Below are 23721 nucleotides of genomic sequence, written 5' to 3'. Positions count from 1 at the left end.
CGACTGCTGGTGCTCTGCAGTCACCGAACCAGCGTGACCGCCTGCCCGGCACGCGCGAACGCTGCCTCAAGCAACGGGCCGGCCTTGATCGCCTCCACTTCCTCGAACAACGCCCGCAATGCATCGGCCGGGCGTGAGGCCGGCGCCGCCACTGCCTGCTGGATCGCGGTGAAGCGGTCGGCCAGCACACGGTGGCCGGGATGCGCCTGCGCCCATGCTTCCAGCGGCTGGCGTACACCGGCGGCGGCATCCAGGCGCTGCTGATCGAACAGGGTGATGGCCGCCGCGGAGGTCTCCGCCCGCTCGATCGTGGCATGGCGCAGTTCGCGACTGAGGAACAGGTCATAGGCCGCGCCACGCCCCACCGCGATGCACAGCCCCTCGCGATCCAGGTCGGCCACCTGCTGCGCCGGGCTGTCCTCGCGCACCAGATAGGTGCCTTCGATCTCCACATACGGAGCACTGAAGGCAATGCGGTCGGCACGTGCCGGATCGATGGCCAGGAAGGCCAGATCCCAGCCGTCTTCGCCTGCTGCCTCGACCACCGAGGCTGCGGCATCGTGGCAGGTGAAGCGTGCCTGCACCCCCATCCGTTGCGCCAACGCGGTAGCCAGTTCCAGCGAGGGGCCGCGCGGTGAGCGCGCATCGCCCTGTGCCAGCACCGGGTTGCCCAGGTTGATCGCCACGCGCAGGAAGCCCAGCGGTGCCAGTGTGCTTCGATGATCGGCCAGGGACATGCAGGGCTCCGCAGAACAGGGGGGCGTCCAGCTTGCCAGTGCTGCTGCGCAGGCGATGTCAGCGTCCGGTTATCCTGCGCGGATGAATCCGATCCTGCATGTCGAAATCCCAGCCAGTGACCTGGCCCGTGCCATCACCTTCTACCAGCAGTGGTTGCAGGTGCAGGTGGACGAACCGATCGTGCTGCACGATTGCCGGATGGCCTACCTGCCATTCGCCGATGAAGCCGCAGGGGCCAGCATGGCGCTGGTGCAAGGGGCGGACTACCGGCCGTCGGAACTGGGCGCGCGCATCTACATCGGGGTCGATGACCTTGATGCCAGCCTCGAGCGAGCTTTGCAGGCTGGAGCCGAACTGCGTTTCGGCCCCGCTGATGCCGGTGACTGGCGCGTGGCCGAGATCCGCGACAGTGAAGGCAACCGTATCGCGGTGCAGGCGCGCGCGTCCATATAGCGTCGAGCCATGCTCGACTGCTTCCAGGGTGCTGGGAGCGCGTCAGTCGGGCATCGCTCGACTCTACCAAAGCGCCAGTCGAGCACGGCTCGACTCTACGAAAAGCGCCCGTCGGGCATGGCTCGACGCTACACGTGGGTCGCGGCGCGCGAGCGCTGCAGCCAGTCATTGATGGCCGGGTCCAGCCGCGGGTCGTCCGGCAGCTGGATGCCGAAGCGCTGCTCCAGCACGTCGCGCACATCACCCACATCATGCAGCGGGCGCTTGTCCGGTGCCTGTCCGGGGCGGTACTCGGTGTAGTTGCCGCTGCCGATGGTGCGGCGCCAGTCCGGCCCGGTCAGCGACGCGCGCAACTGGCCGGGGAAACTGGAATCGGGATGGGTACAGACGTACCAGTTGCCCACCACGTTGTCGATCGGCGCCGGCGCCTGCAGATCGAAGCGGTACATCGCCCGCCAGCCCTCGCTGGATTCGGCCGACAGCATGAAATCTCCGCCGTCTTCCAACCGCTGCAACAGGTAGCGTTCGTGCGGGGTGGCCTGCGGCTGCGGGTCATGCAGGCGCAGCGGTACGGTCGGGGTCAGGCTGCCAAAACCGGCATCCACCAGCCAGTCACCGCCGTCCACCTGCACGCGCAGCAGCAGATGGGTACGCGCGGTCAGTTCGCCGTCCAGGGCGGCCAGCAGTACGCGCGCGCTCAATGGCTGGGCATCGAAGCCCAAGGCCTGCAGCAGCGCCAGCAACCCGCCATTGAGTTCGAAGCAGTAACCACCGCGGCGCTCGTCAAGCAGCTTGCGCTGCACGCTGTCCAGGTCGATCGGCACCGCATCGCGCAGCAGGCAGCTGAGGGTCTCGAACGGCAGCAGCGCGTTGTGACGCTGCTGCAGCAGCGTCAGGCCCGCCAGCGTCAGCGGTGGCGGCGCATCCAGCTGCAGGCGCTGCAGGTAGCGGGGGACATCGAGCGTCGTCATGGAGGCACCGGGCGGGGGAGGGAGTCCACTGTGCTCCCCCAACCGGGGTTGAGGTCAAGCACCGTGCGGGTGTCATCCCCCCGTCGCCTGTGCCGGGTACAAAGGCCGCGTCCGCCAGCCATCGGTGGGGCTGGCTCAAAAAAGTCCCTAAAGTTGCTCAAGATCCAGCCGATACAGGTGCGTCCTTCCGCCTGGAGTCTGTCATGTCGGCCGTTGTCCCCCACCTCCGGTCCCTGCGCACGCGTCTTGCCACGTTGCGCTCGGCGTCCCCCGGCCTGCTGCTGTGGCTGCAACCACACCGGCTCAGCGTGGCCAACAAGCTCAAGGCGACCCTGTGGATCTGTGGCCTGGGGCTGGTGGCGATCGCCGCTGTCTACGCCTGGACTGGCCATGCCAACGCCCTGGCCGCGCGCAGCCAGGCCAGCTACCAGCGCGGCAGCGATCTGGCTGCCAGCCTGTCCACGCGGGTGGCCGAAGCGCGCCGCCTGCAGACCCAGTATGCACGCAGTTTCGATGATGCTGACCGCAGCCAGTTGCTGGCAGCACAGAAGGCCCTGCAGGCTGACCTGCAGGCGCTTCGCGCGATGCCGATGGACGCCGGCCGGCGCAAGGCGCTGCAGGTGCTGACCGAATCGGCCGACGCGTTCTCGCAGGGTGTCGCCGCCCTGTTTGAACGGGTCGACGAGATGGGCCGCGGTGAGGCCGGCCTCGCTGCACAGCTGCAGCAGGCCGCCGAAACCCTGCAGGCACAGGTGGATGCGCTGCAGCGGCCGTCGCTGGCGCTGTCCCTGCAGAAGATGCGAAGGCAGGAGGCCCTGCTGCTGCTCGACGGTGATTCCACCCACGCCGACCGCGCCAGCGAGGAAAAGCTGCCGTTCGACCTCGCGCTGGCGGGCCTGCCCGCGGATGCGCAGGACGCCCTGCGCACCGGGATGGAGGGCTATCAGGGCGCACTGCTGGGGTATACCGCTGCCCGCGTCGGCCTGGATGTGGAAGCGCAGTCGCTGCTGGATACCGCCGCGGGCGTAGCGCCGGCGCTTGCCGCTTTCCAGCAGGCACAGGTGGCAGCGCTGGCCAGGGCTCAGGCGCGCCAGCAGGCCGGTGCGCGGACGATGAGCGTGCTGTTCGCACTCACCCTGCTGCTGGTGGCCGGCGTGCTGATCACCAGCCTGGTGCTGGTGCTGCGTGCGGTGCGCCAGCCGATCCAGGACACCCTGCGTTTCGCCAGCGATATCGCCGACGACCGCCTCGACACCACCCTGCGCGTCTACAACGCCAACGATGAGATCGGCCAGCTTGCCCAGCGCCTGGTCGACATGCAGCAGCGCCTGCGCGCGCGCATCGAGACCGAACGTGCCGTGGCGCGCGGCAACACCCGCGTGCGCCAGGCGCTGGACAGTGCGCAGACCGGGCTGATGGTGGTCGATGCCGAAGGCCTGGTGGCGTACGCCAATCCGGCGCTGCTGGAGCAGCTTGAACTCCAGGTTGAAGATCTGGTGGGGAGCGATGCGGTGCGCCTGCATCCGGCACTGGCCAGCCTGACCGGCGTGCGCCAGCGTGAAGAACGCGAGATCGGCCATTGCGGTGTGCGCTATCAGCTGGTCGCCAATCCCATTGTCGACGAGGGGCATTTCCTCGGCGTGGCGGTGGAATGGCGCAGTCGCGCGCTGGAAACCCTGCTGGAAACCGAAGTGGCAGCCCTGGTCGACGCGGCCGCGCACGGTGACCTGCACGGTCGCATCGCGCTGGAGGGGAAGCAGGGCTTTGTGCGTACGTTGTCGACCAGCATCAATCGTCTGTTGACCACCTTCGAGACCAATCTTGGCGATCTGCAGGCGCTGCTGGCCGCGCTGGCCCGCGGTGACCTCAGCGTGCGCATGGAAGGTGAACTGCAGGGCGTGTTCGCGCGCATGCGCGACGATGCCAACGCCACCGTCGCGCAACTGGGCCGCATCGTCACCCGCATCCAGCAGGCCACGTCCGGCCTCGACACCGGTGTTGGTGAGATCGTTGCCGGTCACCATGATCTGTCGCAGCGCACCGAGCAGCAGGCGGTCAATCTGGAAGAGACGGCAGCGTCGATGCACGAGCTGACCGATACCGTGGGCCGCAATGCTGACGCCGCTGGCCGTGCGGATGCGCTGGTCAAGGGCGCGGCGGCAGTGGCCCAGCGCGGCGGTGAGGCGGTCGGCCAGGTGGTGGCAACCATGCATGGCATCAGCGAAGCCTCACGGCGGATCGGTGACATCACCCAGCTGATTGATGGCATCGCCTTCCAGACCAACATCCTCGCGCTCAACGCGGCGGTGGAAGCGGCACGTGCCGGAGAGCAGGGCCGCAGCTTCGCTGTCGTGGCTGCCGAAGTGCGCCTGCTGGCACAGCGCAGTGCCGAGGCGGCCAAGCAGATCAAGGGATTGATCGAGGATTCGGTAACGCGTGTCGGGCAGGGCAACCAGCAGGCCGAGCAGGCTGGCACCACGATGGGCGAAATTGTCGGCAGCGTGCAGCAGCTGGCGGATCTGCTGGCCGGGATCCGCAGCGCGTCGCAGGACCAGCATGCCGGCATCGCACAGGTGAACCAGACCATCGTGCAGATGGAGGCCAGTACCCAGCGCAACGCCAGTCTGGTGGAAGAGGCGGAGGCCTCGACCGCGCAGATGCAGGCGCAGGTGCATGCCCTGGCAGAAGCCGTGGGCGCGTTCCGTCTGCAGTCGATGCCACAGGCGCGCGCTGCGGCCTGATCCCGCTCCGGTAGTGCCGGCCGCTGGCCGGCACCGTCGATGATCCTGCCGGCCAGCGGCCGGCACTACCCTTGTGGCTCAGTACACGTCGCGCCGGTAGCGCCCGGTCTCCAGCAGCGTTTCCACCGCGTCATCACCCAGCGCGGCGCGTAGCACCTGGTCCACGCCTTCGGCCATGCCCTGCAGCGAGCCGCAGACATGGATCACCGCACCGCGCTGCATCCACTCGCGCAGCGCATCGGTGGCGGCATGCAGGCAATCCTGCACGTAACCACCTTCCCCATCGCGCGAGAACGCCAGGTCCACCCGCGCGAGATGGCCATCGGCCTGCCACGCTTCGATCTCGTCGGCGAACAGGAAGTCGTGCGCGCGCTGGCGCTCACCGAACAGCAGCCAGTGCCCGTGCTCGCCTGCATGGGCAGCTTCGCGCAACAGGCTGCGCAGACCCGCGATGCCGGTGCCATTGCCGATCAGCACCATCGGCACACCGCCAATGCGATGGAAACCGGGGTTGCGATGCACACGGGCCACGATGCTGGCACCGACCGGGGCGTGCAGCGCCAGCCAGCCCGAGCCCAGCCCGGCTCGACCCGACAGGTCATGCACCAGGCGCACCACCAGTTCCACCAGTTCATCACTCGTGGAGGAGGCGATGGAGTATTCGCGTCCGGGCAGCGTTGGCAATCCGGACAGCCACAGGCAGGCATCCTGCACCGCCAGCGCGGCGTCGGCCTCGGGCAGCTCGCGTTCACTGGCCAGCGCCAGCAGGGTGCGTGGGTGGCCGTCCACCAGCAGCGGCTGCAGCGGATCCAACCCCTGTGCCTTCAACACGGCGCTGGCGTGCCGTGCGTTGTGCCGGGGCGCGATATGCAGGATGTCGCCCGCCTGCCACTGCACGTCGGCCGGTGGCGCAAGACGGATGCGCCAGATGGCACCACCGATGCTGCCCGGATTGAGCCGGTCGCGGCCGAGCAGCCGCCACTCATGCATCTGCGTGGCCGCCGGCAGCACGCTGTCATCGGTGACGATGCCGGTCAGCGCGCCCAGCTGCAGCTGCCATTGGCGCAAGGCCGCTACCGAGGCGGCATCGACTTCGATGCGGTCGAACAACGGGCGCGCGCCGTTGCCGAGCAGCCAGCCATCAACCTGGCGACCGAAGCCGCAGTAGTGCGGGTACTGTCGGTCACCCAGCGCCAGCAGTCCAAACTGCAGGCCTGACAGGTCGAGTGTCTGTGCCATCAGCCGTCGTGCAGCGCCTCGCGCCGCATCCGGTGGCTCGCCGTCGCCGAAGGTGCTCAGTACCCACAGCACCTGCGCGGTGCGTGCCAGCTGCGCGGCATCGACGCGGGCCAGTGGCAGCACCTGCACCGCATGACCGGACGCCTGCAGCTGCGCGGCGGCGCGCCATGCCAGTTGTTCTCCCAGTCCACTCTGGCTGGCATGCACCACCAGCCACGGCGTACCACCGCCATCGGCAGGCGTTGCTGGCAGCGACTGGCGCAGGTCACGCGCGGCGCGCTGGCTGCGGCGGCGGTCCAGGTAGAGCATCCAGCCGGTGATGAAGAACAGGCTCATGCCCAGGCTGCTGAGCATCACCACGACACGCCCGGGCACGCCGAAGTAGCTGCCCGAGTGCAGTGCGAACACGCTGGTGGCCAGCTGCGCGCCGGCGCCCTGGCGCGCATAGGGGCGGGCATCGAGCGTGGCCCCCGTGCCTGGGTCCAGCTGCAGCAGATCATGCGCGCGGTCATGCTGGCCGCCGCGCTGCGACGGATCACCGGCCATCACCCGCACGTTCAGTGCCTGCCCCGGCTTCTCCGGCAGGCGCAGGTCGATGTAGCCGGTGCGCACGCCGGGCAGTCCGTACAGCGTGGCTTCGATGCGCTCCAGGTTCAGGGCGGCACCGGTGGCGACCTTGTGCTTGGCGGCCGGTGCGACGCCCAGCAGGGTGTTGGCGGCACTGCGATACCAGTCGAACGACCACCACAGGCCGGTCAGCGCACTCATCAGGTAGATCAACAGCACCCAGGTGCCGACCACCGAGTGCAGGCTCCACAGGAAGCCACGGCCGCTGCGTTTCCATTCAACCGCCAGCCAGCTGCGCCAGTGCCACCAGCGCCGCGGCCAGCGCAGGTAGAGCCCGGACAGGGTGAAGAACAGCAGCGCGATGGCACAACTGCCGGTGATCCATTTGCCGCGCTCGCCGGCGGCGAGGTGGCGATGCAGGTCCTCGACGAAATCGAAGAACGCCTGCCCGCGCAGGGCGCTGAAGCGCTCGCCGGTGTACGGATCGAAGTAGACCCAGTGTTCCTTGCCGCCGGCGAAGCGCGCCACCGAGGGCCGTTGCCCGGTGGCATCCACGCGCAGGCGTTGCAGGGGGCGATCACTGCCGGCCTGCAGCAGCGGCACCAGTTCGCTGAGTTCAAGCGGAAGCTGGCCGTCGGCATGGTGCTCGGCGATCTCGGCGAAGCCGGGATTGGCCGCCCGCAGCAGTTCATCCTCGAAGGACAGCACGGCGCCGCTGAGGCCCATCACGGCCAGCACGGCACCGGCGGTGATGCCCAGCAGCCAGTGCAGTTGGAACAGGACGTTCTTGAACATCGAAGGAGGAGGGCCTGGAAGGCTGCCGCCCGCATCCTGCGCAACAGCAAATGAGAATTAGTCGCGGAATTCTCCGTGGCGGACGGGCTACGGTCAAGGAGGGTTCTGTTGCAGGGCTTTGCAGCCCTGCACCCGCTACAAGCCGGAGCAACGTCAACGTCAAAAGCTGGCTTTCCGTGGGTTGGCGGGGTGGGTCCGGTTGAGGGGGACGCTGCAAGTACGTCCATGTAAGCTCGGTCGCCGCATCCATGCGGCTCACGCCCCCTCAACCGGACCCACCCCGCCTTCGACAGTTTCCTGCGATCTGTCGGAACGGCGTTCTGCTTTGGTAGGTGCCGACCGTTGGTCGGCACGGGGTCTGATTCCGTTCTGAATATCGATATCTGACAGATGTGTCGACCAAGGTCGACACCTACCAACAGCCGCGAAGATCTGTCAGAGGCGGGGCGGTGTCGGAGTGCGGGGTGTCAGCCGCATGGATGCGGCTGCCAAGCTTACAGGGACGTACTTGCAGCGTCCCCGCACTCCGACACCGCCCCGCCATCCCACGGAATGCCCGCTTTGGCTTTGGCTGTTGCCGTTGCATTGAGCAGGGTGCAGGGCTGCAAGCCCTGCAAAAAACACCCTCACTTCACCCAGCTGTCGATCTCGCCGTGGGCGAACGGTCCCAGCTTGGCCTTCACCAGCCGCCCCTGTGCATCGAACAGCACGCTGTAGGGCAGCAGGCCCTGCGTATTGCCCAGCTGCACGCTGGCATCGCGTGGCCCGGGTGTCTCGATCACGATCGGGTAATCCACCGGTACCCGCTGCAGGAAACCGCGCACGTCTTCCGGCGTATCCAGCGCCAGGCCAAGAACCTGCACACCGTTGTCGCCCTGGGTGTGGGCAAAGCGCGCCAGTTCAGGCATTTCTTCAACGCAGGGCGCGCACCAGCTGGCCCAGACATTGATCAACAGCGGGCGGCCGGTAGCGTGCTGGCGCAGGTCCAGCGGTCGGCCTTCAAGATCGGGCAGCGACAGCGCGGGCAGGCTGTCGCCGACCTGCAGGGCGGGTGCCACCGCCGCCACCGCAGGCGCCGCTGGCATGGCCTCAGGCGCAGCCGGCGCGGGAGCCAATCGATGCCCGGCCCACAGGCCGAGGCCGGCGGCCAGCACCGCTGTCCACAGCAGCGCTGGCCGTTGCCATTTCATCGTGCGGTGCGCAGCAGCGCTTCCTCGACCACCGCCTGGGTCAGCAGGGTCGGCAGCACGGTCGGCGGTGCGCCGGGGCCGTACACCACGTACAGCGGCACGCCCACGGCCTTGTGCTCTTCCAGGAACGTGGTGATCTGCGGATCGACGTTGGTGTAGTCACCGCGCATGTACACCGCGTTGGTGCGCTTGAGCAGTTCCTTGAACTCTGGGCGCGACAGCACGGCGCGCTCGTTGGCCTTGCAGCTCACGCACCAGTCGGCGGTCATGTTCACGAACACCACGCGGTTGTCGGCGCGCAGGCGATCCAGCAGCTGCGGCGAGTATTCGATCACGTTGTCAGTGGCCGCCTGTGCGGCACGCGCCGGCGCTGCCAGCTGGGTCACGCCCCAGGCCGGAACCAGTGCACCGATCGCCAGCAGCACGCCGAGCAGGGTGACGGCGCGCGAGCCGGTCCAGCGGTTGCGTTCAAACAGCCACAGGCCGAAGGCCAGCAGCAGCAGGCCACCCAGCACCAGCGCCATGCCGTCCACGCCGCGCTGCTTGCCCAGCACCCACAGCAGCCACAGCACGGTGGCATACATCGGGAAGGCCAGCACGTGCTTGAGCGTTTCCATCCACGGGCCCGGCTTGGGCAGGCGGCGCGCCAGCGCCGGCACGAAGCCGATCAGCAGGAACGGCAGCGCCAGGCCCAGGCCGAGGAACAGGAACACGGTCATCGCCTTCAGCGGCGGGGCAATGAACGCGTAGGCAATCGCGCCGCCCATGAACGGGCCGACGCAGGCACTGCCGACCACGCAGGCCAGCGCACCGGTGAAGAAATCACCGGCCGGGCCACTGCGGCTGGCCAGCGACTGGCCGAGGTTGCCGATGCCGCCGCCCAGTGTGAACACGCCGGACAGGCTCAGGCCCACCGCGAACATGATGTAGGCCAGCGCCGCCACCACGCCCGGGTGCTGCAGCTGGAAGCCGATGCCGACGGCGTTGCCGATCGCGCGCAGGCCAACCATCAACGCACCGATCACCGCGAATGCGACCAGCACGCCCAGCGTGTACCAGAGGGCGTGGCTGCGCGCGCGCTGCGGGCTTTCGCCGCTCTGCGCCAGGCTCAGGACCTTCAGCGACAGGATCGGCAGCACGCAGGGCATCAGGTTCAGTACCAGGCCACCGGCCAGCGCCAGCAGCAGGACCCATACGAACGAACGGTCCGGATTCGGCGTGGTCACCGGCGGTCGCGTGCGCAGCGCGTTGTCACCCTGTGCATCGGCGGCGAACTCACGGCTGGCGGTGCCGTCACCTGCAGCAGGGGCCGTTGCATCCGTATTGGGCACGGTTGGCAGCAGGCGCAGCGGTGCGCCGTTGGCGGCTTCGCGTGGTGCGCCGTTGGCAGCGGGCAGCGGGCTGATCACCTCATTGCGCGGTGGCGCCTGGTCGGCACTGCTGCTGACCTTGCCGGCCGGAATGGACAGCTTCACCCGGCGGGTCATCGGCGGGTAGCAGATGCCATCGGTCTGGCAACCCTGGAAGGTCACCACCAGAGTGCTGTCGACCGCATCGGCGATGGAGCGGCGCAGCGGCAGCGGCACTTCCACCTGGTTGAAGTACACCGAGACATCGCCGAAGTGTTCGTCGCGATGCGACTGTGCGGCAGGCCAGCGCAGCTTGTCGGCCAGCACCCCGGTGCTGCCGTCCAGCTTCACCGAAGTGCGGTCGCGATACAGGTAGTAGCCCGGTGCCGGGCTGAAGCGCAGCAGCAGGGTATTGCCGTCGCTGGCGATGGCGTCGAAGCCGAACGCCTGCTCCGACGGCAGCGGCAGCGCCTGGCTGTTGTTGGCCGCGCCCGGCAGGCGCAGGCCACCGCTGTTGCCGGCACCGGCCAGCGGGTTGTTGAACGGGCTTGCCGCACCGGCACGCGCGGCAGGCACCGCGGCCGCCGCACCGGCGCCCGGCAGCGTGACCTGCACCACGCGCTTCTGCGGCGGGTAGCAGACACCGGCATCGGCGCAGCCCTGGTAACGCACTTCCAGGCTGATGGTGCCGGCGGCGTCGGTCGGCGTGCCGGGCAGGGTGGCCTGCAGCCGCTCGCGATAGGTTTCAACCTCGCCGAAGAAATCGTCGTGGTGCTTGTCGCCCTTGGGCATCTGCAGCGCGCCGGCGTTGAAGGCCGGGTCGGCCTTGACGCTGGTGCGGTGGCGATACAGGTAGTAGCCCGGCGCGATCTTGAACTGCAGCTGCACCTGGCCGCGTTCGGGGGCGGTCGCTGTCAGCGCGAACGCCTGGTCCACCGGCAGCAGGTCCTTCTCATCCAGCGCGAAGGCCGGCAGCGAGAGCCACAACAGGGCGCACAGGGCGGCGCCACGCGCAAACAAAGTCTTCAATCAGTGTCCTCCCGGGTCTGTGCCCGGATCCAGTCCAGATACGCCGGCAGGCCGGCCCGGGTTTCGACCGCGATGCACTCCGGGAGTTCATACGGATGCAGTTCGACGATCCGGGCGATTGCGTCATCGACGCGGCTCGCGGTGGTCTTCACCAGCAGCTGCAGTTCGGTGTCGGTAGTGACCTCGCCCTGCCAGCGGTAGGTCGACTGCGCGCCCTCCAGCCGTGTGACGCACGCGGCCAGGCGCTCGCCAACAAGCGCGTGCGCGATGCGCTCGGCACTGGCCCGGTCCGGGCAGGTGGTCAACAGCAGCAGGACGGGATCGACGGTCGACATGACCGTCGAGTATAGGGCCGCCGCCGGGTCAGGGCCCGGCGGCGGCAATGGACCGCTGCGTTGCGCGGTCAGTTGGCCAGCTGGCAGGTGGCCGGCTTGGCCGAGGTGAACAGGGCCGGGGTGGCCCACTCGGGGTGGTCGATGAACGGGTTGCGGTTGCCCTGGAAGCTGTAGATCACGTCGTTGCGGGCACGCTCGGCATCATCCGGCGGATCGGACAGGTGCCAGTCGATCAGCGTCGAGAGCAGGCCCATGTAGGCCGGCGAACTGCTGGTCTTGACGATCCTGCTGCGGTCGTCGGTCAGCTCCAGGTCCGGCTCGGACTGGCCGGTGGCCGCATCCTTGCCGCCCTCGTAGCGGATCGCCATGTACATCACCGCACGCGCCATGTCGCCCTTGCGCTTGCCCCACACCTCGAAGGTGCCGGTGTTACCGTCCGGCGTGCGCACCCAGTTGGAGTTGCCCGGGTAGCCGCCGCTGCCGCCGCCCTGGCCGTTGTTGGCCTCGGTGGCGCGCTCGCCGCAGTTGGCGTCGCACTTGCCGAACGGCTTGTTGCCACGGTCGGCGTTCCACTGCGCATCGGTCAGGTACAGCATGTGGGTGTCGGTATACGGCGCGTAAGGCAGGCCCTTGTCACCGGTGGTGCTGGCAAAGCCCAGCGAGTTCGGCCAGGTGTGCTCGCGGTTGTACTTCAGGCCACTGCCGCTGCCGGCGCGGTCGGTCACCTTGGCGTAGCTGCGGTTGCGGTACGCATCCAGGATCCTGCCGCTGTTGTTCGGATCCTCGTCGGCGATTTCCAGGATGGTCCACGTACTGGTGCCCGAGCCGCTGTACGGGTAGGCGGTGTGGCCCTTGATGGTGGCGTGCAGCGAGCAGCGAAGCTGGCTGGGGCTGCTGGTGTTGACCCTGGAGTAGTAACCGGCCGGCACGCCGGGGTTGCCCGGGTCCGGATTGCCGCCGGTGCTGGCCACGGTGAAGGCGATGCGGCTGTCGGCAGCCGGGTGTGCGCCCTGCAGGTCGGTGATGCGCGCGGCGCGGATGTCGAAGCGGCAGGCTTCACCGGCCACCAGCGCGGTGTTGGTGGACAGCTTCACGCTGCGGCCGCTGGCCGGGTAGGTCAGCGGCACGCTGCCGGAGGTGCCGCAGCTCAGGGCGAAGGCGCCGCTGGCCAGGTTCACCGTCTCGCTGAACACCACTTCCAGGTCGGCGGCAGCCGGGAAGGTGCTGCTGCCCTGCGCCGGGGTGGTGGTGGACACCGACGGCGGCGTGTTCGGGCCCGGGGTGCCACCCCCGCTGAAGGTCTGGCCGTTGTTGCAGCTGCCAAACGTCTGCTTGGCCGATTCGGCCCAGGTGAAGTGGGCGTACTGGCTGCCGCTGCCGGTAAGCTGAAGCGAGGTGCCCGGGGCCGTGCTGTTGGTCTCGGCCACCGGAATGTTCTGGCTGGTCATGCCGGCGGCAGGGCCACCGGAGGCGGTGATGGCGCCCTCGTAGCTGAGGAACTGGACCACCTTGCCGCTGGCATCGACCAGGGCGATGCCGTCGTTCGGACCGTTCTGCAGGCCGTTGGTCGGGTAGCTGACCACGGCCAGGGTGGCGCTGCCGCAACCCGCGGCGGTGCCGGCCGGGACCGGGTTGTTGGCGTAGACCGTGGCCGCCGAAGGATTGCTGCCGTTGTAGAGGTGGAGGCGGTAGCCGGACAGGTCCTCGCCCGCGGTAGCGACCACTTCGATGGCTTCGCCGACGTCACCGGCGGCGGTGCTGTCGTCGTAATGCAGTTCGTTGATGAAGACCTCGGCCTGGGCCGGCGCGGCGGCCAGCGCCAGCAGGCAGGCGGCGGCAAGCGGGGACAGCAATCGCATCGACTACTCCTTGTGATTGGGAATGCGCGGCCGAGCCTAAGGCCGATCCAGTGACACTTTGTCGTAAATGAACGTCAGATATCTGACAGTGGGACATCTATCACTAAATAGCACCCCTTGCCCCCTTGGCTTGCCGCACTGCATCCCTATACAGGCGTCCACGCAGGGAGGCAGGTTTCCCGGTCCCGAGAAAAATTTCGGGATCAGCCCTTGAAAGGCCTGTGGAGGTCTCCATCTCTGTCGTGCTCCCGACTTGTCGGGCTTTTTCACGCGCGTTGCTGGCACTCGTCTGGTACGACTGCTAACATCGCCGGACTTTTTTAGACCAATCAATAACTTAAGAGGTCTCTCATGAGCATCAAGCCGCTGCACGACCGCGTTGTGGTCAAGCCGATCGAAGCCGACGAAATCTCCGCCGGTGGCATCGTCATTCCGGATTCGGCCAAGGAAAAGTCCACCAAGGGTGAAGTCGTGGCCGTCGGCCCGGGCAAGCCGCTGGACAACGGCAGCGTGCGCGCTCCGTCGCTGAAGGTCGGCGACAAGGTCATCTACGGCCAGTACGCCGGCAGCTCGTACAAGAGCGAAGGCGTCGAGTACAAGGTCCTGCGCGAAGACGACGTGCTCGCCGTCATCGGCTGAGCCTCAGCGCGACCTGCTTTTCTGTAAGACATCCCCTTTCGTCGCCGGGCCCGGCCCGGTGCAAACATCGAGGTAATCGCAATGGCTGCCAAGGATATTCGTTTCGGTGAAGACGCCCGTTCGCGCATGGTGCGCGGCGTCAACGTTCTCGCCAATGCCGTCAAGGCCACCCTGGGCCCGAAGGGCCGCAACGTCGTTCTGGAAAAGAGCTTCGGCGCGCCGACCATCACCAAGGACGGCGTGTCCGTCGCCAAGGAAATCGAACTGGCTGACAAGTTCGAGAACATGGGCGCGCAGATGGTGAAGGAAGTTGCTTCGCGCACCAACGACGACGCGGGCGACGGCACCACCACCGCCACCGTGCTGGCCCAGGCCCTGATCCGCGAAGGCGCCAAGGCCGTTGCCGCCGGCATGAACCCGATGGACCTGAAGCGCGGTATCGACAAGGCCGTCGTGGCCGCCGTCTCCGAGCTGAAGAACATCTCCAAGCCGACCGCCGACGACAAGGCGATTGCCCAGGTCGGTACCATCTCGGCCAACTCGGACGAGTCGATCGGCCAGATCATCGCTGACGCGATGAAGGAAGTCGGCAAGGAAGGCGTCATCACCGTTGAAGAAGGCTCGGGCCTGGACAACGAGCTGGACGTGGTCAAGGGCATGCAGTTCGACCGCGGCTACCTGTCCCCGTACTTCATCAACAACCAGCAGTCGCAGACCGCTGACCTGGATGACCCGTACATCCTGCTGCACGACAAGAAGATCTCCAACGTCCGTGACCTGCTGCCGGTGCTGGAAGGCGTCGCCAAGGCCGGCAAGCCGCTGCTGATCGTTGCCGAAGAAGTCGAAGGCGAAGCGCTGGCCACCCTGGTGGTCAACACCATCCGTGGCATCGTCAAGGTCGTGGCCGTCAAGGCTCCGGGCTTCGGCGACCGTCGCAAGGCGATGCTGGAAGACATGGCCGTGCTGACCGGCGGCACCGTGATCTCCGAAGAAGTGGGCCTGTCGCTGGAAAAGGCCACCATCAAGGACCTGGGCCGCGCCAAGAAGGTGCAGGTCTCCAAGGAAAACACCACCATCATCGATGGCGTGGGTGACAAGGCCGCCGTCGACGCACGCGTCGGCCAGATCAAGACCCAGATCCAGGACACCTCCTCGGACTACGATCGCGAGAAGCTGCAGGAACGCGTGGCCAAGCTGGCCGGCGGCGTTGCCGTGATCAAGGTCGGTGCTTCGACCGAAATCGAAATGAAGGAAAAGAAGGATCGCGTCGACGACGCCCTGCACGCGACCCGTGCAGCCGTTGAAGAAGGCGTGGTCCCGGGCGGCGGCGTTGCCCTGGTCCGTGCGGTCACCGCGCTGGCCGGCCTGAAGGGTGCCAACGAAGACCAGAACCACGGCATCCAGATCGCCCTGCGCGCGATGGAAGCCCCGCTGCGCGAAATCGTGGCCAACGCCGGTGAAGAACCGTCGGTCATCATCAACAAGGTCAAGGAAGGCACCGGCAGCTTCGGCTACAACGCCGCCACCGGCGAGTTCGGCGACATGCTGCAGTTCGGCATCCTGGACCCGACCAAGGTGACCCGTTCGGCGCTGCAGAACGCAGCTTCGATCGCTGGCCTGATGATCACCACCGAAGCCATGGTTGCCGAAGCTCCGAAGAAGGACGAGCCGGCCATGGGTGGCGCCGGTGGCATGGGCGGCATGGGTGGCATGGGCGGCATGGACTTCTAAGTCCCCACGTTCGCCCCGCAATGAAAAACCCCGCCGCAAGGCGGGGTTTTTTTGTGGCCGGCCGCAACGGCATCGCTTTCCGAGCGGCTCATCCTGCGTCCTGCAGGGTGTGTGTGCCTGCTTCCTGCGGCGTCATCAATGCTGCATGCAACCAGGTCATGAAAGCAGGTATCGCCGCGTTGGCCTCGCCGTCCGCACGCGTCACCGCGTAGTAGGCGAAGGCCTGTGGCCAGGGCTGGTCGATCACCACCTGCAGCCGGCCATTGGCGAGTTCTTCGGCCGCGTGGATGTCGCGCACCAGGGCGATGCCTTGCCCGGCCACCGCCGCGCGGATCAGCAACAGGTCGTCATCGAACGCAGGGCCGCGCTCCAGTCGTTCATCGACGGGCAGATCCAGTGCCTGGAACCACAGCCGCCAGTCGCTGCGGTCGGCGTCCTGCAGCAGCGGCAGCTGCAGGCAATCCTGTACCGAGCTGACCGTCGGTGCGCCGGCCAACAATGCTGGACTGGCCACCGGCAGCAGCACCGGCGCCAGAAGATGCTCGGCATGCAGCCCCGGGTAGCGGCCCAGTCCATGACGGATCGCGATGTCCACGCCGTCGCGGCGAAGGTTGGACAACGCCGCGCTCGCATCCAGCTGAACGTCCACCTGCGGATGCAACGCACTGAACCCGCCCAGTCGCGGCGCCAACCACTGTGCGGCGAAGCTCGGTGCCGCGCTGATGCGTAGCGTGCACCGCGTTTCCCAACGTTCGAGTGTCTGCAGGCTCTGTGCGATCTGATCGAAGGCCTGCAGCAGCTCCGGATACACGCGCGCGCCGGCTGCACTGAGCACCACGCCATGCCGGGTGCGGTCGAACAGGCTCACGCCCAGCCGCTCCTGCAGCTGTCGAAGCTGCTGGCTGATTGCACCAGGTGTCACCCCCATCGCATCGGCGGCGGCGGTCAGGCTGCCATGTCGGCCAGTTTCAACGAAGGCCCGCAGGCCCAGCAGCGGCAGCACCGCACCCATCTCAACTCTCCTGTAACCGCGTCGGCACGCGCCGCGCTGCGACAGCATATCGACCGCACTGCAGGCTGTCGCGCGCGCGTCGCGCACGTTGAGCCCCGCTCAACTCCCCGTGCAGGAGACATCGTTTCCCCGCGACGCAGGCCTTTCCTAGACTGCCTGCACGGCTGCTGCAGCGCCCGTTCCCGCATCGCCCGGCCACCTTCAACGGCCGGTGCATGCCGTCGCTCCCTGCCGTCCAGGATTCCCATGAACGAACCTTCGCTGCACCTGTACTCCGACAGTTCTCCCAATGGCTTCAAGGCCACCATCGCACTGGAAGAGCTGGGTCTTCCCTATCGCCTTCACCACGTCCACATCGCCGATGGCGAACATCGCCATCCCGACTTCCTGCGGCTCAACCCGCATGGCCGCATTCCCGTGCTGGAAGATCGCGCGCGCGGCATCGTTGTCTTCGAATCGGCGGCGATCCTGATGTACCTGGCCGAACAGGGCAATGCGTTGCTGCCTTCCGAACCGGCTGCACGCTGGGAGACGCTGACCTGGCTGATGTTCCATGCCGCCAGCGTCGGCCCGATCCTCGGCCAGCGCGTGCATTTCGAGCACTTCGCGCAACAGCCCGATTCCGCGGCAATCGAACGCTACCGCCGCCTGAGCGACGAGCTGTTCGGCGTACTCGACCAGCGCCTGCAGGGACGCGAGTGGTTGGCTGGCGATCACTACTCGATTGCCGACATCGCCCACTTCGGCTGGCTGCACATCGCCCGCATCATCGACATCGATTTATCGCGGCATCGCCATCTGGATGCGTGGTACGCACGGGTTGCCGCACGCCCTGCGGTACAGCGCGGCGTGCAGCTGCCCGAACCGGCCACCGGACCGTAAGGAGGCGATGCTGATGAATGATTCCATTGCGATGCCGGGCGCATCGGCGCCCGCCTTTGCCACGCACCCGGGCTACCAGCGCATGTTCCGCGCCGACGCGCTGACCCTGGGCATCTACCTGCCGCTGCGCTTCTACCAGGGCGACATGGCCGTGCTGCAGGGCCAGGCGCGGCTGGTGGAGGAGATCGACCGCCATGGCTTCGCTGCGGTATGGGTGCGTGACGTACCGCTGTTCGATCCGTTGTTCGGCGATGCGGGGCAGCTGTTCGATCCATTCACCTACCTTGCGTGGCTGGCAGCGCGCACACAGCGCGTGGCCCTGGCCACCGGCAGCGTGGTGCTGCCACTGCGCCATCCGATCGATCTGGCCAAGGCCGCGGCGTCGATCGATCAGCTGTCCGGTGGGCGGCTGGTGATGGGTGTGGCGTCCGGTGATCGACCGCTGGAGTTCCCGGCCTATGGACTGGAGCACGCGGCGCGCGGAGAGCGTTTCGCCACCGCAATGAACGAGATGCGCCGTTGGCTGCAACCGGGCACGGATGGGCGGATGACACATGCCGGTGCCGGGCAGGGCGTGCAGTTGCTGCCGCCCACGGTCAGTGGCCGCGTTCCGCTGATCGTCACCGGTGGCGCACGCCAGCCACTGGAATGGATCGGCCAGCATGCCGATGGCTGGCTGACCTACCCAGAGGCCACCCATGACAACGCTGGTCCGCAGCGGCTGGCCGCGAAGATCGGCGCCTGGCGCGCGCTGATTCCGGACGGCGGCTTCCGTCCGCACATGACCAACGAATGGATCGACCTGGTGGACGATCCGGATCATCCACGCATGCCGTTGCGGGGTGGCTTCACCCTGCGCACCGGCCGCAAGGGTCTGATCGATCTGCTGCAGGCCTGGCAGCGGGCCGGCGTCAACCATGCCGCGTTGGGCATCCAGTTCGCCGAGCGGCCTGCCGGCGAGGTGCTGCAGGAGCTGGCCGAGGAGGTACTGCCGTTGTTCCCGTCGCATCCCGGGCCGGCGGCGAAGGTGATGGACTGGTAGCCACGCCGAAGCGGATGGCATATGATTAGGCGCCTAATCATATGCTCATCACGAGATGATCGAAGCCAAGCACCATGCCCTGATGGATGAGGCGCAGCGACGCGGCCACGCCAACGTCGCGCAGCTGCGCCTGTGCTGCCAGCTGCTGTCGTTGTCGTCGTCCATCGACCACGATTGCGCCACCCGGCTGGCGCCACACGGGCTCAGTGAGGGTCGCTTCATCGTGCTGTTCCTGCTGCATGGGGCCGGTGGCACGTTGTCGCCCCACGAGCTGGCCGAACGCGCAGGCGTGACCCGCGCCACCATCAGCGGCCTGCTCGATGGCCTGCAGCGCGAAGAACTGCTGCAGCGTCGCAGCGATGCTGAGGATGGCCGTCGCCTGCAGATCGTATTGACCGCACGGGGAAAACGCTTGGCCGAGACACTGTTTGACCAGCACACACAGTGGATCGGTGGCCTGTTCAATGGTCTGGATACCGATGAACAGCAGCAGCTGTCGCGGTTGCTGCACAAGGTCTGGCAGCACACCGATGCTGGACGAGAGTCTGCAGCATGAGCCCGGCGATTGCGGCGCAACGCCTGCATGAACTCAACACCGGTCGCGTTGCCACCACCCATCTGGCCGAATGCCTGGCAGTGGATTTCGCCGTGTTGCTGCAGGTGGTGGCGCCTGCGCTTGCACCGGAAGCGCTGCAACGCATGCGGGATGCCTCAGGCAAGGGCATCACGCTGCGCATGGCCCTGGCCGCGCAACTGCTGCGTGAGGCGGGGCAGGGTGCGCCTGAGTTCTGGCAGGATCACAGCTCCGATACCGTGCGTGGCTGGGCCTGCTATCTGGTCGGCAGCGATGCCCGCGCAACGTTGGCAGAGAAGCTGCAGCAGATGCGCACGCTGGCCGATGACCCACACTTCGGTGTGCGCGAATGGGCGTGGCTGGCGCTACGCACGGACATCGTTGCCGCGCCGATGCAGGCGCTTGAGTACCTGCAACCCTGGACACAGGAAACATCGCCGTACCTGCGCCGCTTTGCCTGTGAAGCGCTGCGCCCACGCGGTGTCTGGGCCACGCATATCGCACTGTTCAAGCAGCATCCGGAACTTGCGTTACCCATGTTGGAAGCACTGGCTGACGACCCGGAGCGCTATGTGCAGGATTCGGTCGGCAACTGGCTCAATGACGCCGGCAAGACTCAGCCGCAGTGGCTGCGCGGGCTGTGCACGCGTTGGCAGCACGAGCGCCAAAGCGACGCCAACGCCTACATCCACAAACGCGCACTGCGCTCGTTCCGGTAGTGCCGGCCGCTGGCCGGCAACCGCGCAACCTCGTAAACCTCAAGGACGAACCACTATGTCGCACACCTTCATCGAGCTCTACACCGCCACACCAGCCTGGACCGCACTCCCGCCCGAGCAGCGGAATGCCTTCTTCGCTCGTATTGGCGCCGGCATGCAGCAGTTCGATCCAGCCCGCATCACGCCGCTGGCGATGGGCCGCATTGCCACGGACGTACCGCACGGCAGCGATGAGCAGTTCTATGCGGTCTGGCGCTGTGCAAGCCGCGAGGAGGTCGATGCGCTGGTGGCCGGCATCGCCGCGACCGGCTGGCATGCGTACTTCACCACCACCCATGCGGTAGGCGCGATGGACAGCATGGCCCAGCACCTGGCCGACCTGGCCGCCCTGTAGCGGGGCGGCAGACGCCGGCAGATCCCGGGCCTCGGCATGGGAGGCACATGCGCCTGTCACCCAGACACGGTAAACAGTGCATTGCCCATGTCCATCCGCAGGGAAGTCGATCATGCAGAGCACGCTCCAGGTCACGCTGTTCGGCCCTCTTGGCGACAGCCCGGCGTTGCAGTTGCCGGGCCTGGAGGGGCCGTCGGTGGCCATCCCGGAATCGGCCCTGCGGCGGTTGGTTTCCGACCTCTACACCGCGCGTTCCCTGCTCAACCCCGAGCAGCTGGACGAAGCCAGGCAGGAGCTGGACCGCGTGCTGGAGCGCTGGGCCGACATCCATGAGGGCCTGCTGCTGGATGTGGAAGTGCATGGCAAATGAGCAACTTCGCGTGGCTGCCGCCGTGTAGGCAGGGCTGGTGCGCACCTCGCTGAACCGCGTCCCCAGTTGCGGATGAAACATTTTGCACTGCGCAAAAGCTGTGCTATCAATAGATCCCATGAACGCAGCCCCCACCAGCTTTTACTGGTATTACTTTCCGAAGCCACTGGCGGAGGAAGGACTGCGCTCACCCTGAAGAAAGCTTCAGACGCACTCCCGAAAGCCGCCAGCGAACCTGGCGGCTTTTTTCATGCCGCCACGCTGGGGACCCCCAACGTTCCGGAGATCTCCCGCAATGCCCCCGCACACCGACGACCTGCGTATCCGCACCATCGAACCGCTGACACCGCCTGCCCAGCTGCTGGCGATGCTGCCTTGTGACGATGAAGCTTCCGACACCGTCAGCGCCTCGCGCGCGGCCCTGCACCAGATCCTGCACGGCCGTGACGACCGCCTGGCGGTGGTGGTGGGCCCGTGCTCGATCCACGACCCGAACGCTGCCATTGAATACGCCCAGCGCCTGAAGCCGCTGCGCGACGCGCTGGCCGGTGAGCTGGAGATCGTCATGCGCGTGTACTTCGAGAAGCCGCGCACCACGGTGGGCTGGAAGGGCCTGATCAACGATCCGGACCTGGACGGCAGCTTCAAGATCGACAAGGGCCTGCGCATCGCCCGCGGCCTGCTGCGCGACATCAACAAGCTGGGCCTGCCGGCCGGTGTCGAGTTCCTCGACGTGATCTCGCCGCAGTACATCGCCGACCTGGTGGCATGGGGTGCGATCGGCGCACGCACCACCGAAAGCCAGGTGCATCGCGAGCTGGCCTCGGGGCTGTCGTGCCCGGTCGGCTTCAAGAACGGCACCGATGGCAACGTGAAGATCGCCGCCGACGCGGTAGGTGCCGCGTCCAATCCGCATCACTTCCTGTCGGTCACCAAGCAGGGCGGTACCGCCATCGTGTCGACCACCGGCAACCCGGATTGCCATGTGATCCTGCGCGGCGGCAAGCAGCCGAACTACGACGCCGGCAGTGTCGCCGAGGCCTGCCAGGTGCTGGCCAAGGCCAAGCTGCCGACGCGTCTGATGATCGACGCCAGCCATGCCAACAGCCTGAAGAACCCGGAGAACCAGCCGAAGGTGATCGAGGACATCGCCGTTCAGCTGGAAGACGGCGAACAGCGCATCGTTGGCGTGATGATCGAGAGCCATCTGGTCGGTGGCCGCCAGGAACTGGTGGAAGGCCAGCCGCTGGTCTATGGGCAGAGCATCACCGATGGCTGCATCGACTGGGGCACCACCGTGACGGTGCTGGAGCGACTGGCTGCGGCCGTGCGCGCCCGTCGCGACGTGAAGGTGTCCGAAGCAGCTTGATGGAAGCCGCCTGAGTGCGGCACGTGTGTGGATGGCGGCCAGCGCCTGCGGGGGTGCGGCCGCGATCAGGGCCGGTCGGAGTTGGAGACCGGCCCATCTGCACCGGCGATGCGCCTGGCGCTGCGCATGAGCGACAGCGCCAGGTACATCGCCGGGGTGGCAGTAGATCCACGCCATGCGTGGACGATTCGCCGTCCCCGGCAATGACGGCTACGACCCGCTGGAGGCCACATCAGCGCCGCCAGCGCGCTTCAGGCTACTGATGAGCCTGCTTCTGGCAGATATCCATCAGAACCATACTTCACTGATTTCGCTGAAAAATTTCCGCGCAGCAGGCGGGCCTTGCGTTTGTCACGCCTGGCCTGCCGCAAACGCCCATTCCGACCGTTCCGCCTATGGCTCACGGTTGTCCTTCCGGGAGTCGCCAACCCACGGCGGCAGGAGCGGAAGGCAAGTCATGGACTTGACGAAATTTATCACGGTGATAAATTGAGGCCCGAGCTGTGGAGGGTCGATCCGGCGCAGTTGCCGCAGCCAACGGAATGCGGCAGGTCGCGCCGAACGATCAATGTTCGCGGATCTCCCTTGATTGATCTGTTGGCTTTGCAGGAGTGCGTGCGCACAGGCGGGTTGCAGCCTGACGATGTCTGGGTGGCTACCCGCAAAGCACAGAGAGATCTGGAAAACCTTCGCTGGACGCTGGGCGACCTCCTGGACTGTCTGCTGTGCCTGCAAGCGGAGGACCATAGGGGATCAAAGTGGTGCAGGGACCAGTTGGGCACCTGGCATCCATGTGACGCCTACGCAGTTCGCTATGACGATGTGCAGAAGTGCCGGATGAACCGATCCGACATCAACTATTACCTGAAATTTTCTGTTGGCCGGTGTGGAACGTTGCGGCTCGTATTTCTCAGCTGCCATCTGTAGAGCATCATGCGTTTCATTGGAGCGCGCCATGAACAAAGCCACGTCCCGACTCTGTCCCGCCTGCGAGCAGGCACCGCTGGTGGCATCCACACGCGAACGGCACTTCACTCCGCGCGGCAATCCTGTGGTCGTCGAACTGCTGGCGATGGAGTGCCCCGCATGCGGCGCTACGGCAACCAGCGCCGCACAGCAGATCGAGAACCTGAGACGACTTGCCGCACGGCGCGCCCACTACGGCGGGCTGCTGCTGGGCGAGGATGTGTTGGCGTTCCGGCGCCGCTACGGCTTGACCCAGCGCGCAGCGGCCATGCTGTTTGGAAAAGGCGCGATCGCGTTTTCCCGCTACGAGAACGAGACGACCTATCCCGACGATGCCACAACCATGCTGCTGTCGTTGGCTATGGAGAAGCCCGAGGTCGTGCGCTGGCTTGCCGAGCGCACCGGCACGGCGGTCCCGCTGCTGGACAGGCTGCAGGACGTTGCAACCAAGCCTCCCCGGCGTGTGTCGCGGGCCCATCGGGTTGCACCCGGCACGCCAACTGGTCCAGTCCGCGCAGTGCGTTGATTCGACTTGGATACGTAGAGTCGAGCTTGCTCGACTGCGGAAAAACGTGCACCAACGGCAGTCGAGCAAGCTCGACTGCGGAAAAGCGTGCACCAACGGCAGTCGAGCAAGCTCGACTCTACTCAATGTCCGCCCTAGATCCACGCCACGCGTGGATACCGCTCTTCTGTAGCGTCGAGCCATGATCGACTTGCGCGAGAAGCGCGTTGGTTCCCTGCAAAGAGCAGTCGA

Annotated in this window: 20 protein-coding genes; 12 read left to right on the top strand and 8 right to left on the bottom strand. The window is 66.8% G+C overall.

Annotated features, from left to right (window positions below):
* Positions 1-20 precede the first annotated feature (20 nt).
* Entirely contained in the window at positions 21-737 is a 717-nt protein-coding gene (locus tag ACZK4Z_RS20370) for an ABC transporter substrate-binding protein (protein ID WP_478451036.1), read from the bottom strand.
* 82 nt (positions 738-819) lie between these two features.
* On the opposite strand from ACZK4Z_RS20370, the gene ACZK4Z_RS20365 reads away from it, so the two are divergent.
* Positions 820-1191, top strand: a complete 372-nt coding sequence (locus tag ACZK4Z_RS20365) for a VOC family protein (RefSeq protein ID WP_346486899.1) — start codon at positions 820-822, stop codon at positions 1189-1191.
* Between the two features lie 128 nt (positions 1192-1319).
* On the opposite strand, the gene ACZK4Z_RS20360 is transcribed toward ACZK4Z_RS20365, so the two are convergent.
* Entirely contained in the window at positions 1320-2162 is an 843-nt protein-coding gene (locus tag ACZK4Z_RS20360; protein WP_478451035.1) for an arylamine N-acetyltransferase family protein, read from the bottom strand.
* Between the two features lie 203 nt (positions 2163-2365).
* Between ACZK4Z_RS20360 and ACZK4Z_RS20355 the strand changes: the two genes are divergently transcribed.
* Positions 2366-4903 carry a methyl-accepting chemotaxis protein gene (locus ACZK4Z_RS20355; protein ID WP_478451034.1) on the top strand — a complete coding sequence of 846 codons (2538 nt, stop codon included), beginning with the start codon at positions 2366-2368 and terminating at the stop codon, positions 4901-4903.
* Between the two features lie 78 nt (positions 4904-4981).
* Here the strand turns inward: ACZK4Z_RS20355 and ACZK4Z_RS20350 are convergent, their stop codons facing one another.
* From ACZK4Z_RS20350 to ACZK4Z_RS20330, 5 genes are all read right to left on the bottom strand, one after another.
* Positions 4982-7504, bottom strand: coding sequence for a PepSY domain-containing protein (locus tag ACZK4Z_RS20350; protein ID WP_478451033.1), 2523 nt, complete (start codon positions 7502-7504; stop codon positions 4982-4984).
* 626 nt (positions 7505-8130) lie between these two features.
* Complete coding sequence (locus ACZK4Z_RS20345; protein ID WP_107433205.1) at positions 8131-8694, bottom strand: TlpA family protein disulfide reductase; 564 nt, start codon at positions 8692-8694, stop codon at positions 8131-8133.
* The gene (locus ACZK4Z_RS20340; protein WP_478451031.1) at positions 8691-11072 is read right to left on the bottom strand and encodes a protein-disulfide reductase DsbD family protein; all 2382 of its coding nucleotides are present in this window, start codon (positions 11070-11072) and stop codon (positions 8691-8693) included. Before ACZK4Z_RS20340 ends, ACZK4Z_RS20345 begins: the two co-directional genes overlap by 4 nt.
* On the bottom strand, positions 11069-11407 hold the full coding sequence (cutA, locus tag ACZK4Z_RS20335; protein WP_006396762.1) for a divalent-cation tolerance protein CutA: 339 nt from the start codon (positions 11405-11407) through the stop codon (positions 11069-11071). The genes ACZK4Z_RS20340 and cutA overlap by 4 nt, the downstream gene beginning before the upstream one ends.
* 68 nt (positions 11408-11475) lie before the next feature.
* Positions 11476-13266 (bottom strand): endonuclease, encoded by a 1791-nt coding sequence (locus ACZK4Z_RS20330; RefSeq protein WP_478451029.1) that lies wholly within the window; start codon positions 13264-13266, stop codon positions 11476-11478.
* A gap of 351 nt (positions 13267-13617) precedes the next feature.
* On the opposite strand from ACZK4Z_RS20330, the gene ACZK4Z_RS20325 reads away from it, so the two are divergent.
* Positions 13618-13905, top strand: coding sequence for a co-chaperone GroES (locus tag ACZK4Z_RS20325; RefSeq protein ID WP_006396661.1), 288 nt, complete (start codon positions 13618-13620; stop codon positions 13903-13905).
* A gap of 81 nt (positions 13906-13986) precedes the next feature.
* The gene (groL, locus tag ACZK4Z_RS20320; RefSeq protein WP_057500842.1) at positions 13987-15636 is read left to right on the top strand and encodes a chaperonin GroEL; all 1650 of its coding nucleotides are present in this window, start codon (positions 13987-13989) and stop codon (positions 15634-15636) included.
* Between the two features lie 88 nt (positions 15637-15724).
* Here the strand turns inward: groL and ACZK4Z_RS20315 are convergent, their stop codons facing one another.
* Positions 15725-16648, bottom strand: coding sequence for a LysR substrate-binding domain-containing protein (locus ACZK4Z_RS20315; RefSeq protein ID WP_478451028.1), 924 nt, complete (start codon positions 16646-16648; stop codon positions 15725-15727).
* A 246-nt stretch (positions 16649-16894) separates the two neighbouring features.
* On the opposite strand from ACZK4Z_RS20315, the gene ACZK4Z_RS20310 reads away from it, so the two are divergent.
* The 8 genes from ACZK4Z_RS20310 to ACZK4Z_RS20275 all read left to right on the top strand — a co-directional run bounded on the left by ACZK4Z_RS20310 (position 16895) and on the right by ACZK4Z_RS20275 (position 23490).
* Positions 16895-17530, top strand: a complete 636-nt coding sequence (locus ACZK4Z_RS20310; protein WP_049462802.1) for a glutathione S-transferase family protein — start codon at positions 16895-16897, stop codon at positions 17528-17530.
* 13 nt (positions 17531-17543) lie between these two features.
* The gene (locus ACZK4Z_RS20305; protein ID WP_478451027.1) at positions 17544-18572 is read left to right on the top strand and encodes an LLM class oxidoreductase; all 1029 of its coding nucleotides are present in this window, start codon (positions 17544-17546) and stop codon (positions 18570-18572) included.
* A gap of 55 nt (positions 18573-18627) precedes the next feature.
* Positions 18628-19128, top strand: a complete 501-nt coding sequence (locus ACZK4Z_RS20300) for a MarR family winged helix-turn-helix transcriptional regulator (RefSeq protein ID WP_478451026.1) — start codon at positions 18628-18630, stop codon at positions 19126-19128.
* Positions 19125-19865: a DNA alkylation repair protein gene (locus tag ACZK4Z_RS20295; RefSeq protein WP_478451025.1), complete on the top strand. Its 741-nt coding sequence runs from the start codon at positions 19125-19127 to the stop codon at positions 19863-19865. Before ACZK4Z_RS20300 ends, ACZK4Z_RS20295 begins: the two co-directional genes overlap by 4 nt.
* 55 nt (positions 19866-19920) lie before the next feature.
* Positions 19921-20259, top strand: coding sequence for a DUF6616 family protein (locus tag ACZK4Z_RS20290; protein ID WP_049400985.1), 339 nt, complete (start codon positions 19921-19923; stop codon positions 20257-20259).
* 112 nt (positions 20260-20371) lie between these two features.
* Positions 20372-20629, top strand: coding sequence for a hypothetical protein (locus ACZK4Z_RS20285; protein ID WP_005414620.1), 258 nt, complete (start codon positions 20372-20374; stop codon positions 20627-20629).
* Positions 20630-20924: 295 nt separating this feature from the next.
* Positions 20925-21998: a 3-deoxy-7-phosphoheptulonate synthase gene (locus ACZK4Z_RS20280; protein ID WP_478451024.1), complete on the top strand. Its 1074-nt coding sequence runs from the start codon at positions 20925-20927 to the stop codon at positions 21996-21998.
* A gap of 955 nt (positions 21999-22953) precedes the next feature.
* Positions 22954-23490: a type II TA system antitoxin MqsA family protein gene (locus ACZK4Z_RS20275; protein WP_478445112.1), complete on the top strand. Its 537-nt coding sequence runs from the start codon at positions 22954-22956 to the stop codon at positions 23488-23490.
* Positions 23491-23721 lie beyond the last annotated feature (231 nt).

It is taken from the genome of Stenotrophomonas sp. 71799_Sma, assembly GCF_056482505.1.
Note: the sequence above shows the minus strand (reverse complement) of the source record. Positions and strands in the feature narration are given on the sequence as shown.

What these genes read in the sequence shown, in the direction of transcription:
- groL (WP_057500842.1), top strand. Translation starts at nt 13,987, where the DNA reads ATGGCTGCCAAGGATATTCGTTTCGGTGAAGACGCCCGTTCGCGCATG.
- ACZK4Z_RS20285 (WP_005414620.1), top strand. Translation starts at nt 20,372, where the DNA reads ATGCAGAGCACGCTCCAGGTCACGCTGTTCGGCCCTCTTGGCGACAGC.
- cutA (WP_006396762.1), bottom strand. Translation starts at nt 11,407, where the DNA reads ATGTCGACCGTCGATCCCGTCCTGCTGCTGTTGACCACCTGCCCGGAC.
- ACZK4Z_RS20275 (WP_478445112.1), top strand. Translation starts at nt 22,954, where the DNA reads ATGAACAAAGCCACGTCCCGACTCTGTCCCGCCTGCGAGCAGGCACCG.
- ACZK4Z_RS20300 (WP_478451026.1), top strand. Translation starts at nt 18,628, where the DNA reads ATGATCGAAGCCAAGCACCATGCCCTGATGGATGAGGCGCAGCGACGC.
- ACZK4Z_RS20310 (WP_049462802.1), top strand. Translation starts at nt 16,895, where the DNA reads ATGAACGAACCTTCGCTGCACCTGTACTCCGACAGTTCTCCCAATGGC.
- ACZK4Z_RS20315 (WP_478451028.1), bottom strand. Translation starts at nt 16,648, where the DNA reads ATGGGTGCGGTGCTGCCGCTGCTGGGCCTGCGGGCCTTCGTTGAAACT.
- ACZK4Z_RS20370 (WP_478451036.1), bottom strand. Translation starts at nt 737, where the DNA reads ATGTCCCTGGCCGATCATCGAAGCACACTGGCACCGCTGGGCTTCCTG.
- ACZK4Z_RS20355 (WP_478451034.1), top strand. Translation starts at nt 2,366, where the DNA reads ATGTCGGCCGTTGTCCCCCACCTCCGGTCCCTGCGCACGCGTCTTGCC.
- ACZK4Z_RS20365 (WP_346486899.1), top strand. Translation starts at nt 820, where the DNA reads ATGAATCCGATCCTGCATGTCGAAATCCCAGCCAGTGACCTGGCCCGT.
- ACZK4Z_RS20295 (WP_478451025.1), top strand. Translation starts at nt 19,125, where the DNA reads ATGAGCCCGGCGATTGCGGCGCAACGCCTGCATGAACTCAACACCGGT.
- ACZK4Z_RS20345 (WP_107433205.1), bottom strand. Translation starts at nt 8,694, where the DNA reads ATGAAATGGCAACGGCCAGCGCTGCTGTGGACAGCGGTGCTGGCCGCC.
- ACZK4Z_RS20280 (WP_478451024.1), top strand. Translation starts at nt 20,925, where the DNA reads ATGCCCCCGCACACCGACGACCTGCGTATCCGCACCATCGAACCGCTG.
- ACZK4Z_RS20350 (WP_478451033.1), bottom strand. Translation starts at nt 7,504, where the DNA reads ATGTTCAAGAACGTCCTGTTCCAACTGCACTGGCTGCTGGGCATCACC.
- ACZK4Z_RS20360 (WP_478451035.1), bottom strand. Translation starts at nt 2,162, where the DNA reads ATGACGACGCTCGATGTCCCCCGCTACCTGCAGCGCCTGCAGCTGGAT.
- ACZK4Z_RS20305 (WP_478451027.1), top strand. Translation starts at nt 17,544, where the DNA reads ATGAATGATTCCATTGCGATGCCGGGCGCATCGGCGCCCGCCTTTGCC.
- ACZK4Z_RS20325 (WP_006396661.1), top strand. Translation starts at nt 13,618, where the DNA reads ATGAGCATCAAGCCGCTGCACGACCGCGTTGTGGTCAAGCCGATCGAA.
- ACZK4Z_RS20290 (WP_049400985.1), top strand. Translation starts at nt 19,921, where the DNA reads ATGTCGCACACCTTCATCGAGCTCTACACCGCCACACCAGCCTGGACC.
- ACZK4Z_RS20330 (WP_478451029.1), bottom strand. Translation starts at nt 13,266, where the DNA reads ATGCGATTGCTGTCCCCGCTTGCCGCCGCCTGCCTGCTGGCGCTGGCC.